The following is a 16843-nucleotide window of genomic DNA, read 5'->3' as shown; positions in this document are numbered from 1 at the left end:
TATATATATATATATATAATATTACAATAAATATTTTTTATATTAAGGAGTAATAAGATGACAAAAAAATCTAAACTTTTTCTTTTAGGAACTTCATCTGCATTATTAGTTCCTATTATGACAATATCTTGTGCTACAAAAAAAGAACCAAATAAACCAAATAACCCATCAAATCCAGTTAATCCGCAAGATTCTCAAAAACCAAAAAAGACACCCCAAACACCTTCATCAATTGAACTGTTAGGTTTTGATAAAGAAGAATTAAATAAGCCTTCTATCGATAAATCGATTACAGAAGAGGATTTTAATAGACAAATAGGAAAACAAAATTCACAAAAACAAACGAATCCTTCAACAGATGATAAAAAACCTCATAAACCATCTATAAAGTTAGACGAGAATGCTTTCAAAAACATTGCTCCAGATATTATTTTTGATTATAATGAGCCTTCAAATGAACAAATTCAAAAGATAGTTAATAATTATTATAATCAATATCTATACCAAAAATACGACCCATCAAAAGAGGAAAAGGGAATTAGATTTTCTTTTTCATTAGAAGGGCAAGAATATATCTTTAATAAAGATATTAATGTAAATAAGATTAAGGTAGACGAAAACAAACAAAAACATTTAAACTCATTAGCAGACGAGATAGTTTTTGCCTTAAAAAATAACAGTAAAACATATTTAAGTGAAAAATATAGTAAGGTTTTAATATCTTCATTTGAAAAACAAAAGCAAAAACAAATCCTAGATACTTTTGAAGAATATATAAATAAAGAATGACAAAAGATGAATAATATTTATGATGAGTCTTTATTTACGTCTAACGGTGTCGCTGCTAATGGTATTAAAAATAGCATAAATAACTATTACAAACAAATTGATCTATCAAAAAGAACAATAAGACAATTATTACAAGACAAAAAAGATGTTAATAATTATTTTAGAACGTTAAACATTTTGCTATTTAGTTTTGCAGATCTTAAAGAATTCGGAGAAAAATTTCCACTTTTTCAACAAAATAAATTTATAACCAAACAACAAATAGATGAAAGAAAAATCACTCACGGAGATTTTGGCAAATTAATTCAATATCGTAAAAACGCTATTAAAAAATTAGGAGAAAAAATCACATATAAAACTTGGTTACAAAACCAAAATGATGCTTACTATACCTTGTCAACAAATTTAGATATTCATAAAATGCACGATTACAATATTGCATTAACACAATTGTGAACATTTATTGATGAGCTAAAAAATGGTGCTAATCTAATAAAAATAGATAAAACAAAATTAGAAACAACCATGTACACTGAAGATCAAGTTATTGAAATGCTAAAAAAACCTGAAACAAAAAAACAAACAGAAGCTGCCTTTTATGCTCAATATAAAGATAAACATTTTACAAATATTTTTGACCCAAAAGAAAAAAATACAAGATGAGATAGAAATAAAAATTATATTTTGGAATTTAAGGCTTGAGTTCATAAATACAAAAACCAAACTAAACCAGGAATTTTTCTTTTAACCAAAATAACGTTTGACAATAAAGAAACAGATGAATTTTTAATAAAATATACATTTCTTCATCGAACAGGTGTTGGTCATCTTGGATTTCTAAAAATGCCTAAAACGCAAAATAAAAATAAATAAAAATTATCTACGGGACCGAAAAATCAATATAAACTTGTTTTAGTTAAAAAACCACAAAAAGTTTAAGATTTAATTAGAAAACATAGGAAAAAGTAGACACCCTCATAAGAGGAATGTCTACTTTTTTATCTTGCTATTTTTGTACATAACAAACCTATATTGCATCTTTTTTAATTGCTTAATTTAATTCTTTTCAATTAATCTTGATGCTTCGGCTAGGTTTACGCTAAAGAAAGTTGTAACACCTCTTTTCTGCATTGTTGCACCATAAAGTTTATCAACCCTTTCCATTGTGCCTTGGCGATGAGTGATAACGATAAATTGTGTTTTTTCTTTAAGATTTTGTAAGAATTCTGCAAAACGGATTACATTTGCTTCATCAAGTGCGGCTTCTACTTCATCTAATATACATAATGGCAATGGCTTTGCTTTTAATAGGGAGAATAATAGTGAAATTGCAATAAGTGCTTTCTCACCGCCAGAAAAAAGTTTTAAATTTTTGATAGATTTGCCAGGTGGCTGTGCCACAACATCAATTCCACTATCTAAAAGATTCTCTGGATCTGTGTATCTAATTTCTGCCATTCCACCACCGAACATTTTTGAGAAAACAAACTTTATTTCCTTATTCGCAAGATCAACGGTGTTGGTTATTCTTTCAATTATTATCTTATCCATTTCGCTAATAACTTCTTCAATTGTTGTTTTTGCTTCAACAATATCTTTTTCTTGCTTTTTGACTTCATCGTATCTATCCTCTGTTTCTTTGAGCTGTTCGATTGAGTCTAAACTTACATGGCCAAGATCTTTTATATCATTTTTTAAATCAGAAACAATTTTTCTTGCTATTTCGAAATCTAAATCTGCTATATAAAACTCTTTTGCTGTCTCAAAAAGCATATTATATTGTTCTGAAAGTCTTTGTTTTGCATAATTAATAGCTGCTTCTGATTTTGCTTTTTCTGCTATTTGGATAGCATTTTCACTAATGAGTTTATTTAAATCATTATTAGCCGCGCTTTGTTTTGCGTTTGCTTCTGCAAACTCTTTTTTAGCAACTTGTAATAATTCATTTTGAGAAGTTTTGTTTGTTAAAAGATGGCTTCTTTCAAGTACTAGTTTTTGAATTTCATATGCAATGTTAACAGTCTCTAGCTCTTCTATTTTTTCTTTTGATATATTTTCATATTGAATTCTTAATTCATCAAATTTTGCCAAATCATCGTTTTGTATAAGCTCTTGTTTTGATAAATTAAGGCTTAAGTTTGAGAATAAACTAAGTAATTTTTGAATTTCTTGTTCTAGATCATTTAATTTTGTTTGTCGTTCAGAAATTATTTTTAACAGTTCTGGTTTCAGTGATTCAATCTTTTTTATTTGCTCATCAAGGCCAAATGCTGATATGTTGTCGCTTTTTTGCCCCCCACTTAAAACACCACCAACTCTAATTATGTCTCCTTCAAGAGTGACAACCATATAGCGTTTTTCAAGTAGTTGTGATAATCTATTAGCATTTTCAATATTATCCGCAATCAAGATATTGCCTAATAAAAATTTTCTTAAAATATCAAACTCACGTTCAGTATAAACTAACTCTGATGCAATACCTAAAAACCCTTTTTGAGTTTGGGCTACAACAATATGATGTTCCGAAACGTATTTAGGATTTATGGATGCTAATGGAATGAAAGTTGCTCTACCACCATTATTTTCTTTTAGGAATTCAATAGCATTAACAGCTGTTTCAGAATTATCAACAACTATATGTTGTAAGGCTCCTGCTAGAATTGTTTCAATAGCTAGGCCAAATTTAGCATCAACGCTTATAATTTCTGAAACTAGAGCCTTATATCCTTTAAATAAATGCGAGTTTTCAACAATATTTTTTGTCCCTTTTTGTAAATTGCTTTTGCTTTGCTTTACTTCATGAATATAATCTAATTTTGAATTTATTTTTTGTAGCTTTTCTTTGTCGTTATCTAATTCCCTTTTAAGGTCATTTTTTTGAGCTGATATATTTAAGATAGATTGATTAATGGTGTTGATTTTTTCTTTTTGTTGTTTAATAAAATTTTTAGAAAGTGAAATTTTTGTATTTAGGCTACTTAATTCGTCTTTTAGGGCTTCTCTTTTTTGCTCTACGTTTGCTTCAATACTTCCACTAATAAGCATTTCACGTTGTTTTGATTCCCTAGCAGATCTTATTTCTAAATCATTAATTTCTCTACTTATTTCATCAATGCGAGAAGTTAGATTAATAATCGCAGCATCGAGTTCAACCATGAGATCGTTTTTTTGCTTTGTTATATCATTGTAAAGTTTGATTTTTATTTCAAGATCCTCTTTTTTTTGACTATAAATCATTGAATTAGCGTTTAGTTCATCTAACTTTTCTGAATGAGCCATAAAATCGTGAACTAACAATGAGACTTCAACTTCTTTAAGTTGTTCGCTCATTATTTTATATTTCTTTGCTTTCTCAGCCTGTTTTTGCAAAGGTTTTATTTGTTTTTCTAATTCCTGTACAACAATTGCTATTTGATCTAAGGCTTCTTGCGTTCTTTCTAATTTGCGCAATGCTTCTTGTTTTTTTGAGCGATACATCGATGTTCCAGATGCTTCCTCAAAAATTTCTCTTCTTCTTTCAGGTGTTGCCTCAGCGATATCAGAAATAGTTCCTTGCCCTATAATTGCTAATGATGATTTTGAAATGCCACTTTGCATAGCAATTTCTTTAATGTCCTTTTGTCTTGCTACTTCGCCATTTATATAGTACTCATTGGCACCTTTTCCTCTATTTAAGACACGAGAAATTGTAAAAAAATCATGGGGAATATTAGCGGCACGATCACGATTATCAAAAGTAAGTATGACTTCTGCGCGATTCATTTCCTTTTCTGTTTTTGAGCCCGCAAAAATTACGTCCTCCATATTATCACCACGTAAAACTTTTGAACTAGTTTCACCCAAAACTCATCTGATAGCATCATTAATGTTTGATTTACCTGAGCCATTTGGTCCAATAATTGCAACAACACCGCCGTCGAATTTTAATGTAACCTTATCAGCAAAGGATTTAAAACCATGTGATTCAACTTGAATTAATTTCATTATTTTCCTTTCCGTTTTTCAATGAAGACTTAAAAATAATAATATAAATTATTATAATAACTATTTTTAAAAAGGCTTAGCAAAAAATATTTTTTTCAATGTTGTTGTTATAAAAGCCATTTTTGATAATAAATTTATAATGAATTAATAAATTGTTTTCATTTTATTTTAAGCATGATTATTCATTTTACAATACAAGTTTGTTAGTGATTTTTATTAAAATCTTAAGAGTAAAAATAAGAATAAAAATTAATCCTTAAAACATATAAAATTAGTTTTTAAAAGAAGTGTAAGTTTATTGTAAAAAGCCTTATAGTTAAATATTTTTTTAATTTTGATAAAATTAATAAAAATAAAGCTTTATTAGTATTGAGGTACCAATATGTCCAATAATAAAAAATGAAAAAATAAAAAAATTAACATTAATAACTATAGAACACTTGAGGTTCAAAAGCAAAGAAAAGCATTATCTAGCTCTTGAAGGATAGCTTTAACTGGTTTATTCCTAGTAGCAATTCCTTCATTTATTTTATTTATTTTGCTCGGCCGAGACGGATGGGCATTTGAAATAACAAAAAAAATGGAAAGATGGTCTATGCTCTTGCCTATTGCTATTGGTATTGTTATTATTCAAACTGCAGTTGTTTCTTTAATAGTTTTTAAATTTAAGGTTTATAGCAGTAGTTCATTCGTTTTTTTAGTTCCATTTGCAATTGCTATGGCTTCGTTCTTAGTTTCATCAGGCGTTGAAGAGTGGCCTTACAGAGTCATGCCAGCTGTTGGTCTTGCATTTTTATCGTTGCCAATATTGCTTGTGTTTAAACATATTGAAAAAAAGAAAAAAGAAAAACAAAAATTACAGTTTGAACAAGAAGAAAGAGCAAAAAGAACATTACTAGACTAAATTAAGTTTAGTTTTTTATTTTATATCTAAATTAGTTTTAAATTAAGCCAAAATAAAATATTTACTTTCCAAGGAGATTATATGTATAAGAAAATTTCGCTAATTGATAAAGAAGTTGCAGAAATAATCAATAATGAAGCAAAGAGACAAACTGACCATATTGAATTAATTGCCTCAGAAAATTACGTTTCTGAGCAAGTACTAAATGCTGTTGGATCGTGTTTGACAAATAAATATGGTGAAGGATACCCTAATAAAAGATACTATGGAGGTTGCGAATTTATTGACCAAATTGAAACATTAGCACAGGAAAGAGCAAAAAAACTCTTTGGTACTAAATTTGCAAATGTTCAACCATATTCAGGATCAGTTGCTAACGCCGCTGTTTATATGGCCTTGTTAAAACCAGGCGATAGAGTATTAGGTCTTTCTCTTGATTCGGGAGGTCATTTGACTCATGGTTACAAAATCTCTTTTAGCGGAATTTTTTATGAATCATATACTTATTCAGTTGACGAAAATGGAGTAATAGACTTTGATGAAGTCTTAAAAATAGCTAAAAAGGTTAAACCTAAGATGATTATATGCGGATACTCAGCCTATTCGCAAATTGTAGAATTTGATAGATTTCGAGATATTGCAGATGAAGTAGGTGCATATTTATTTGCAGACATATCGCATATCTCGGGGTTAGTGATAGCAAAATTGCATCCATCACCAGTAGGTTATGCCGATGTGATTATGACAACAACTCATAAAACACTAAGAGGGACAAGAGGTGCAATTATTCTAACAAATGATGAAGAATTGGCTAAAAAGATTGATAAGGCAGTTTTTCCTGGTTGCCAAGGTGGAGCCTTGTTTCATCAAATTGCTGGTAAAGCTGTTTCTTTTTATGAAGCGCTTCAACCTGAATTTATTGATTATCAAAAACAGTTATTGATTAATTCAAAAGTTTTTTGTCAAACTTTTATGAATAAAGGGGCGAAAGTTATTTCTGGTTTGACAGCAAATCATCTTTTTATGATTGATGTTAAAAGTACATATGGTTTAACTGGCAAAGAAGCATCAAGAGTATTACAAGAATGCAATATCACCGTTAATAAGAATTCAATACCGAACGATACAGAAACACCATTAGTATCTAGCGGCATTAGATTAGGATCGGCCGCCATGACTTCTCGTGGTTTTGGCGAAGATGAATTTATCATTTTAGCTAACCTAATGGATAAGTTGTTAAGAGATCCAAATAATGAGAATTTAAAAACAGTTATTAAAAAAGAAGTAGCTAAACTAACTAATATGTTTCCAATAAAAAGAAGTTACATCAAAAATTAATGTTAGAGGTTTCAATGTTAGAAAAATTAGAAACAGATATTAAGAACTGAATTGGTTCAATTGCTGGCGTAGTTGATTTTAAGGCTTTGGATGAAACAAATATGGTTAATTTTGCTAATACGGGAATAGTTGTGGAAAAGATGCCGAAACAAAAAAACGGAATTTCTGTAACTATTGGATTAATAATTTTGATAAACTTAAATGCAAAAAACCTAGTGGAAGAAATATACCAAATCTTAACCTACAAACTAAAAAGCGAAAATATAAAATTATCAAAACTTTGTGTTTTTATAAAAGGAATAAGTAATGAAAAAAATTAACGGAAAACAATGGCTGGGCGCTATTTTGTCTGGTGCTTATAATTTAAGCAACAAACAAAATCTTATTAATGCATTGAATGTTTTCCCTGTGCCTGATGGTGATACAGGGTCGAATATGACATCAACAATTATTGCAGTTGAAAATATTAAGGCAGATGAATTTAACAATATTTCTGATATTTCCAGTCAAATAGGTCAATCATTATTATTTTCAGCCAGAGGTAACTCTGGGGTAATTTTAAGCCAAATTTTTAAAGGTTTCGCAGTTGCTTTCAAGGATAAAAAAGAGATAAATTCTTATGATTTGGTAAAAGGGTTTGAGGAAGCTTATAAATACGCTTACAAAGCTGTTTTAAAACCTGTTGAGGGGACAATATTAACTGTTATTAGACAAACATCAGAAGGGTTGAAAGAAAAAATTCTTATTGATAGTGATATTACTGACGTTTCACGTGTTGCCGTGGAACTTGCTAGAATAAGTTGCGATCATACACCTGATCTATTACCGGTTTTAAAAGAAGTTGAGGTTACTGATTCAGGAGGTGAAGGTTTGTATGCTATTCTTGAGGGAATGCATTTATACTTTCAAGGTCAACCTATTACGCTTTTGGAAAAACAAACTGAGGTAAATAAATTTATATCTGATAATGAAGTTTTTGATGGTGAGTTTGGTTATTGCACCGAGTTTATTGTCGAATTAAAAAATAAGAAAAAATTCAAAAAGGATTTATTAATTTCGAAATTAGAGAAACATGGTAGTTCAATGGTTCTTGTGCAGGATGACTCATTTTTAAAGGTTCATATTCATGTCACTAGACCTGGTGATGTTTTAAATATTGCCAACAGCTTGGGACAATTTATAAAAATTAAGATTGAAAATATGACCTTACAAGCTAATGATAGTAAAAGAAATAAAAATGATAATAATAGTAATGATCAATGTTGTGACGATAATCAACATGATTGCGGTCCAATAAAAAAGACTGCTGTAATCTCGTGCAATTCTGGAACTGGCATTATTGATCTTTTGAAAGAAAATGGTGTCTCGTATATTGTTGAAGGTGGGCAAACTAATAACCCATCAATAAATGACATTGTATCCGCTATTAACGCCGTAAGAGCTGAAACTATTTTTATTCTTCCAAATAATAAAAATATTATCCTCTCAGCCCAACAAGCCTCAACTATCGTGCAAGATAAAGAAATTATAGTAATTCCAACAAAATCACAGGCCCAAACACTAAGTATTTTATTTAACTATAGTGAGGAAAATAGTGTTTCTGATAATCAACAGCTAATGAATGATGCTCTTTTAAATATTCATTATGGCGAGGTTTCACCTTCAATTAAAACCACTAAACTCAACGGTATTAAGGTTAAAGCCGGTGATTTTATGGCTATAAAAGAAGGAAGATTGAAAGATACAGATTCAACATTTAATGGTGCAGCAATAAAATTACTTCATGAATTAATTACTCCCGAAACGCAATTAGTTAACATTTTTTATGGCCAAGATGTTACTGAGTCAGATATAGATGAATTACAAAATTATATTGAAATAAATTTTGATGTAGATATCGAAATACACAATGGTGGTCAAAGTATTTATCCTTATTTAATTTCAGCGGAATAGGAGAATTGAAATGAAAAAAATAGTTTTCGATGTAATGAATAATGATAATGGCTATAAAGAAGCAATCCAAGGCGCATTAGCCTTTATGAGTAAAAATAAGGATTATCAAATTGCCTTAGTTGGCGATAAAAAACTTATTGAAAAAGAAATTAAAAACAATACTTATTTAATAAAAAAAGAAGATTTTATAATTATTGATTCGCCCAATTTAGCAACCATCAATTCTTCGATAAGAGACGTTTTAAAAAAGCCATCATCAATGTTGGATGCTTTTAATTATTTAAATGAGAATGATTTTGATGCAATCTTGAGCAGTGGTGATAGCGGGTCTTTTATTTCATTAGCAACCCTAAAAACAAAAAGATTACCAAACGTTTTTAGGCCTGCTTTTATGCCTATATTGCCTACAATGTCTGACCATTTTTCCCTGTTATTAGATGCCGGCGCAAATATTGATACACCAGCTCAATATATTAACAACTGAGCTATTGTAGCTAGTAAATATTTTGAATTAATTTTTAAAAAATTTAACCCAAGTATTGGATTGTTAAATGTTGGCACCGAGGAATATAAGGGTAGCCAAAATATCAAAAACGCTTACACGCTATTAAAGGAAAATAAGAAAATTAATTTTTATGGATTTATTGAGCCTAACGATGCTATTGCCGGAAAGGTTGATATTATTTTAGCTGAAGGACAACAAGGAAATATATTTCTAAAAACTCTTGAATCTTCATTTATTAATTTTGGGAAACTTCTCAAGAAAATAATTTATAAAAATATAAAAACAAAGATAGGGGGTCTTTTTTTGAAAAATGATTTGAAAAAATTTAAAGAAAAATTTGACTACCGAAATATTGGCGGTGCATATATAATTGGTTTAGAAAAAATTGTTGTTAAAGCTCACGGCGGTTCTGATGAATTAGCATTTGAAAACGCATTAAACCAAATTAAGCTTTTGCTAGAAAAGGAAGATTTTATAAAGAACCTTTCAAAGCAATTGGGGGATATTGAAAATAATGAAATTTAATGGTAGTGATTTAAAAATCCTAGATAGTGTCTTGCCCTTTTTAAAACAATTGGGAGTAAAAACAAAAGAATTAAGTGATGAACATTTGTTTATTTTAATAACTGCATTTACACATAAATCTTTTACGAATGAACATAAGACAAGACCTCATAATGAATATCTTGAATTCATTGGAGATGGTGTATTACAATTTGTTGTAACAAGTTGAATTGCCAATAAATTTCCGCAATATGAGGCAGGTTTAGCAAGTAAATTAAGAAGTAGTATAGTAGATAAAAATAACCTTGCCAAAATTGTTGAAAAGTACTCATTATTTAAATGATTAAGATATGGTAATTCTGCATTTTCCAATGGAACTAATATCAAAACAAAATCTAATCTTTATGAAGCATTTATAGGTGCTATATATTTGGTTTATGGTATTGAGGGGGTAAAGAAAATTACTGACCTAACATTATGAGAATCATTTAATTTGCAATGTAACAAGACCCATGTGCATCCTAAAAGCGAGTTGCAAGAATTGCTACAACAATTTAGTCATTCTAGAATTGAGTATGTTACCGAAATGCTTCCTAACAATGAATTTGGTTCTATTGTGTTGCATGAATCTCAAAGATATGGCGAGGGTTATGGTAAATCTAAAAAAGAAGCCGAAACCAATGCCGCAATTAATGCGCTGAAAAAATTAAGAAGAAAATAAATAAAAACGTCTTTTATGTTGAATACATACAAGACGTTTTTTAATTATAATTAAGGTTATTTTGTTAAAATAATTCAACTTGATTTGTATCATTTAAATTATCTAATATACCTAGTTTTTTTAGTTCGGAACAAATCTTAGAATTTACTTTTCCTCTCTGGCAAAGATCTTCGATAGATAAAAATTCTTGCTGATTTCGAGCATTAACTATTTGTTCTGCAACGGTATCACCTAGTCCATCAACAACAATAAATGGCGGTATTAAGGATTTGGTTTTTTCATCAACAATTCAATCTTTGGAATGAGATATTGATAAAGAAACGTTTTGGATTTTAAACCCTCGAGCATACATTTCCTTTGTTATTTCAAATGTGGTAATTAATGCTGACTCTTTTGTTGAAAGCGCATTACTTATATCGTTCTTTCTCTTTTTTAAATTCATTAGTTTTATATCAACGCTAGTATACCCTTTTGACATTGTTTCAATATCAATTGCATCTGGTCTTATTGAAAAATATGAAGCGTAAAATTGTAGAGGATAATAAAGTTTATACCAAGCAATTCTTCAGGCCATAATAACATAAGCCGTTGCATGAGCCTTAGGAAACATATATTCAATTTTTTTTAGTGAATTAATGTATCAGTCTGGAACATTATTTTTTATTAATAGTTCCTCTTGCTCTGCGGATAAGCCCTTACCCTTACGGACTTTTTCCATTATTTCAAAAGCTTTTAATGGCTCGATATTTTTTCTTATTAATTCTTGCATAATATCATCACGACAACATACACAATCTTTTAATTTAAACCCTTTTTTGACTAACTCTTCAGCATTTCCGGCCCACACATTAGTTCCGTGACTTAGACCACTTAATAAGATTAAATCATTAAATGTGCGTGGTTGCGCTTCTCTTAACATGTTTCTAACAAAACCTGTTCCAAACTCTGGCAAACCATAAGCACCTGTAGTTTCACCATCAATCATTTTTGGATCGATTTTTAGCGATTCAGTTGTATAGAATAACTTCATAACTTCTGGATCAGATTTTGGTATGTCTTTGGCATTTGTTTTTGTTAAATCTTCAAGCATTTTTATTGTTGTTGGATCATCATGACCTAGTAAATCAAGTTTTAAAACATTATCATGAATGGATTCAAAATTAAGGTGTGTAGTTTTTCATGAACTATTAACATCATTTGCGGGATAATTAACAGGTGTAAAGTCCTCAACATCAAATTCCTTGGGAATAATAATAATTCCTCCCGGGTGTTGCCCTGTTGTTCTTTTAACCCCGGCCGATTTATTTGCTAAGAAATCAAGAAAAGTTCTTGATCACGGTGTTTCACTTAATCGCACTTCTTCCATATATTTTCGGCAAAAACCATACGCGGTTTTTAAGGCAATTTTAGATATAGTTCCGGCCCTGAATGAATGATTTTCACCAAATAATTCCTTAACTAAATTGTGAATTTTTGGTTGATAATCACCACTGAAATTTAAATCAATGTCCGGAACTTTGTTAGCTTCAAAACCTAAAAAGGTTTCGAAAGGTATATTATGCCCATCTTTTGAGAGTTTTTTATTGCAATTTGGACAATTCTTATTAGGGAGATCCCACCCTGAATATATATTGGGATCATTATTTCATTCAAAATATTTGCATTCCAAACATAAATAATGTGGTTCAAGTGGATTGACTTCTGATATTTCTGATAGGTTAGCCACTATCGAGGAACCTACCGAGCCACGACTACCCACTTGATAACCATCTTCATTTGAACGTTTAACTAATTTATGGCTAATTCAATAAATTACTGAGTAACCATACTTAATAATAGGGTTTAACTCTTTTTCTATTCTTTCAATGATTATTGGATCAGGACTTTTTCCATATTTTTTATAAAGATTTTCATATACTAAATTACGCAATTTAGTTGGTGAATCATCAAAGGTTGGAACATACAATTTATCTTTAATAACTTGTATGTTCTCAATTTGATTAGCAATTTTTTTGGGATTATAAATAACAATATCTTTAATTAATTTTTCATCACCTAAAAAAGCAAATTCATCTAACATTTGTCTAGTTGTTAGATATTGCAACTTTGGTTGTGTTTTTCTTTTTAATCAATGTACCCCACCGCCAAGCGAAGGAGCGTTAATGTAAATGGCATGAATAGTTTTTTGAAAATCATAAACATATCTTGAATCAGATGTTGCAACACACATTTTGTTAAGCTTTTTGCATTTTTCGATTAAGTCATGATATGCGAATTTAAGATTTTCTCATGAGATAAGTTCCTCACCCTCTACTAAATACACAAAAGATGAAATCGGTGGCAATTCAATATAATCAAAGTTAATGATTTCTTTTTCTATTGATTCATTTGTACCCAGGATTATTTTGTCCCATAATTTTGAGCGATGTGTCCCCGAACCAAACAAAATATTATTGTATTTTATTTTATCCTCAATGTAAAACTTTGGACCGTCATTATAATTTTTTGTTAGTGATGAAGATAGAATATTGAATAACTCTTTAAGGCCTCTTTGGTTTTTTGCTAATACTCTTATTTCGGAAGACATTATTCTGTTTGATCATTGTGTAGCATCAACATTTAACAGCTCGGATGCACTAAAGATGTTTTTTTCAATGGCTAATCTTGTGATCATTTTTAATCAGACTTGAGCCAAAGCATGAGCATCATAATCAGCCCTATGAGCGTCGCTAAATGTATAAATAACATTATGTCTCTTACATACATAATTCATTTTATGCCTTGCTTCACTTTTATCTAAAAAATATGAAACCCACAAGGAGTCAACACAAATTAGATTGCTTGTATCAAGACCTAATTGTCTAAATTTTTCCATACACATATTTATATCAAACGCAGCATTGTGCGCTACACCAATGCGCCCGTTTAAAATAGAATGGATTTTTTTAATTCCCTCTTCAGGGGATAGCCCCCCTTCTAAAAGCTGTTCATTTATTTTGGTTAGTTCTTTGATTTTTTGGCTTAGTGTCTTTTTTGTTTTGATAAAAAACTGAATTTTTTCTACTATTATGCCATTTTTAATTATTGTAGCTCCAAACTCAATAATATCGTCAAAGCGGCATGATAGTCCTGTAGTTTCGAGGTCAAAAACAACGTACTCAGCTTCCTTTAAATTAAAATCCTTAAATTTTTCATATCCTTTAAAAATTAAATTTTTCTTTGAAATTGTAGATAGTGTTGCTCCGTATATAGGTTTAATTCTTTTTTCTTTTTTTAAGGCATTATAGAAAGATGGGAAACTTTGCACATTATCTAAATCCGTAATTGCGATAAATTCATGGCCATATTTTATGGCAGCTTTTATATATTCATTAGGGGAAGAAATTCCGTCTTGAACACTCATGTGTGTTCTTGTGGCTAAATCTATTCTTTTTTCAACCTCATTATCTTCAGCTAATGAAGTTATTGGCTCTGTTTTGGTAAATGCTTGCGCACCGTATGCCATTATAACCTTAGCTTGTGTAAATTTGTCATCAGTTAGCATACCCGTTACATAAATCGTATCGCCTTCATTGATAGAAGGTTTTTCTTCTGATTCGTTTTGAATAAAATTGACAGAAATAGCTTCGTTATAATCTGAAATTTTTAATGTTAAAAGGCGTTTGTTATTTTTTAACGATTTCCATTCTAAAAAATAAATTTCCCCTTTTACAATAACTCTTAGTTCTTCAAATGTTGTTAAGGCGGTAGCAATATCCATTTCAACTAATTTAGCCTTAGGTTTTGCGTAATATTTTTGACCGCTACTATTTGCTATATTTTTATCTGGATTTTTTTGTGAAAAACTTAATTCCTCTTTTTGTTGAATTGAGTAGGAGTTTATTAAATTGTTTATGGTTTTTTTCTTACTATTATTTGAATTATCAGCTAATTTATAAATAGGTTTAAGAAATTCAAATCCTATTTTTTCTAGTCCTTGAACAATTAGGTTATTATTTTGTTTGAATTTCTCATATGCAGTTTTTAATGGAATAAGAAAATTTATTTCATTGTCAGTCACTTCTATATGAGCCGAATTTATAAAACCAGAAATGTCATTCAATGAAGGAAAACTTTTATCAATAACATATTTTAGATAGTCAGCAATGTTTTTTTTATCTAAAATAACATTTTGAATAATTAAATTAATACGGCATTTTGGAAATCGAGACTCGACAGCTTTATGAAATTTCTTATATTCATTGATGTTAATATGTTGATCAAATTGTACATCAAAAACTCAGTTTTCAAATCCCTCTTTAATAGCAGGATGTACTAATAAAAGTTTAGCACCATCAAATTCATTAGATGGCTCAAATTTTACCTCTTTACATAGTTGTTTAAAATATTCATCCATCATATGAATTACCTCCAAATCTAATTAATAAATAATATTATTGAAGTCATGATTACAACAAATGAAGTTGAATCAAAACGATCCATAAAACCACCATGCCCTGGTATTAAATTTGAAAAATCCTTTATTTTATATAATCTTTTGATTAGCGAAAAAACAAGATCGCCTAGAATAGATATAAATGGTAAAAGGAATATGCCAGCTATTAATTGTTTTCAATTAGTAAAAATAGAAAATGTTTTGTTTTGTGTTATATGGCCTAAATACATTGTTATAAATACAAAAATCGATCCAAATATAAAACCTACAAAAGCGCCCTCTCATGACTTCTTTGGACTTATTTTAGGAGCCATCCCTCGTTTAATTAATTTTTTTCCAAATAAAGAACCCCCGACATAGGCCATCGTATCAGTGATAACTGGTATTATAATAATGGCGAAGACAAAATATAAATTTGCAGCATTATATATAAACAAGCTTTTAAAAGCAAGTGGAATAAATCATGTTGAAAAAATAGCAATAAAATAAGAAAAAATAAAGTCTCTTTTTATGGTTTTAGTAATAAAAAGATTTACTAGAAATATGCAAGTTATAAAGAGAATTATTAGCAATAGCTGTAATGCTCTAAATTTAGATAGACTATCATATCCAAAAAAAATTGATTTTTTTATTTGTTTTGTTACTATCAATATATTTGAACCAGTTGTTTTTGCGAGACCTATAAAATTACTATGTTCTGGTTGCGCCGAGAACCAATCCAACGGAAAAGCCCAAACTAATACTGTTAAAATAGCTATAAGAATATTTTCCCATCTTTTTAAAATGTTATGAGAAAGAATCTCATAAGTTGCTCATGCAGAAATGATAGCAAAGAAGGAGAAGCCAATAACTTTTCCTGGTATTTTTCCAAAATATGTTATAAATAAAAAAGGCAATAAAATTAATGCTAAAATCATTGCTGACTTTATTCTTAGCTTAATATTTTTCATATTTAATAATTATAGACACTAACAGTTTATTAATGATGTAAAAAAAGTTTTATATTTATATTTTTTTATAGTAGATTTTGCAATAGGGGATATTAAGGTTACAAATATATTTAATTACAAAATTAAAACACACTTTTTTAGTCCGAAAGATGAAATACAAAAAATCTATAGCAAAATTTAAATAGACTTTATCTTTAAATACTTTAAGAATTTTGATTATAGTTTTTAAGAAAGATAATTTTTTATAAATTATTTTGTAAATATCATAATTTTATTCCAATGTAGCTTATCAATAAAAATTTCAATAATTATATGTTAATTATTAAACACCCTTCTTTAAAAAATATATCGCTACAGCGGACAATTATTTCGTTAAATTGCAACAAAAATGAGCCACCTAACATATATAGTAAAATGTTATAGGTGGTCTTATTATGCATGAAATAGAATTAAACTATTTTCAATTAAATAGAAAACGAAAATTAGATGTTATAACTACATATTCTAATTTAACAAATAAGCAATTATCTTTAAAAGCAAAATGTTCAATATCAACCATAAAAAGATTAAAACAAAAATTAAGAAATGCTAAATTATGCAAAAAAGAGGTTAATTTAGCACATGGCAATCAATGAGGCGATAGAAAAAAGATTTACAGTAATGATTTAATTATCAATTATGGGAAAAAATACGAAAGTGAAAAATTAATTGCTGGAACAAAAAATAGTTCTTGTAATTCATATATGTCTTAGTGTTTGTT

At 29.1% G+C, this 16843-nt stretch carries 11 protein-coding genes; 8 read left to right on the top strand and 3 right to left on the bottom strand.

Going from position 1 to position 16843, the window contains the following annotated elements:
• The first annotated feature begins 57 nt into the window (after positions 1-57).
• Positions 58-1662, top strand: coding sequence for a hypothetical protein (locus tag ACWXVM_RS00500; RefSeq protein ID WP_455993722.1), 1605 nt, complete (start codon positions 58-60; stop codon positions 1660-1662).
• Between the two features lie 183 nt (positions 1663-1845).
• Here ACWXVM_RS00500 and ACWXVM_RS00495 read toward each other — a convergent pair whose 3' ends face one another.
• Positions 1846-4773, bottom strand: a complete 2928-nt coding sequence (locus ACWXVM_RS00495) for an AAA family ATPase (RefSeq protein ID WP_455993720.1) — start codon at positions 4771-4773, stop codon at positions 1846-1848.
• Positions 4774-5155: 382 nt separating this feature from the next.
• On the opposite strand from ACWXVM_RS00495, the gene ACWXVM_RS00490 reads away from it, so the two are divergent.
• The 6 genes from ACWXVM_RS00490 (at position 5156) to rnc (ending at position 10698) form a co-directional block, all read left to right on the top strand.
• Positions 5156-5677, top strand: coding sequence for a hypothetical protein (locus tag ACWXVM_RS00490; protein ID WP_455993718.1), 522 nt, complete (start codon positions 5156-5158; stop codon positions 5675-5677).
• 81 nt (positions 5678-5758) lie between these two features.
• Positions 5759-7015 carry a serine hydroxymethyltransferase gene (gene glyA / locus ACWXVM_RS00485; protein ID WP_438340501.1) on the top strand — a complete coding sequence of 419 codons (1257 nt, stop codon included), beginning with the start codon at positions 5759-5761 and terminating at the stop codon, positions 7013-7015.
• 14 nt (positions 7016-7029) lie between these two features.
• Complete coding sequence (locus ACWXVM_RS00480; RefSeq protein ID WP_438340502.1) at positions 7030-7335, top strand: hypothetical protein; 306 nt, start codon at positions 7030-7032, stop codon at positions 7333-7335.
• On the top strand, positions 7322-8968 hold the full coding sequence (locus ACWXVM_RS00475; protein WP_455993716.1) for a DAK2 domain-containing protein: 1647 nt from the start codon (positions 7322-7324) through the stop codon (positions 8966-8968). The genes ACWXVM_RS00480 and ACWXVM_RS00475 overlap by 14 nt, the downstream gene beginning before the upstream one ends.
• 10 nt (positions 8969-8978) lie before the next feature.
• On the top strand, positions 8979-9998 hold the full coding sequence (gene plsX / locus ACWXVM_RS00470; RefSeq protein ID WP_455993714.1) for a phosphate acyltransferase PlsX: 1020 nt from the start codon (positions 8979-8981) through the stop codon (positions 9996-9998).
• The gene (rnc, locus tag ACWXVM_RS00465) at positions 9988-10698 is read left to right on the top strand and encodes a ribonuclease III (protein WP_455993712.1); all 711 of its coding nucleotides are present in this window, start codon (positions 9988-9990) and stop codon (positions 10696-10698) included. Before plsX ends, rnc begins: the two co-directional genes overlap by 11 nt.
• Before the next feature lie 64 nt (positions 10699-10762).
• Here rnc and ACWXVM_RS00460 read toward each other — a convergent pair whose 3' ends face one another.
• Positions 10763-15097, bottom strand: coding sequence for a PolC-type DNA polymerase III (locus ACWXVM_RS00460; RefSeq protein WP_455993710.1), 4335 nt, complete (start codon positions 15095-15097; stop codon positions 10763-10765).
• Positions 15098-15114: 17 nt separating this feature from the next.
• Positions 15115-16083, bottom strand: coding sequence for a phosphatidate cytidylyltransferase (locus ACWXVM_RS00455; RefSeq protein ID WP_455993708.1), 969 nt, complete (start codon positions 16081-16083; stop codon positions 15115-15117).
• Positions 16084-16517: 434 nt separating this feature from the next.
• Here ACWXVM_RS00455 and ACWXVM_RS00450 point away from each other — a divergent pair, with 434 nt between their 5' ends.
• A complete protein-coding gene (locus ACWXVM_RS00450; RefSeq protein ID WP_455993706.1) occupies positions 16518-16835 on the top strand; it encodes a hypothetical protein in 318 nt (105 codons plus the stop codon).
• Positions 16836-16843: the final 8 nt, after the last annotated feature.

It is taken from the genome of Mycoplasma sp. 2261 (assembly GCF_053851575.1).
This window is presented reverse-complemented; position numbering and strand designations above follow the sequence as displayed.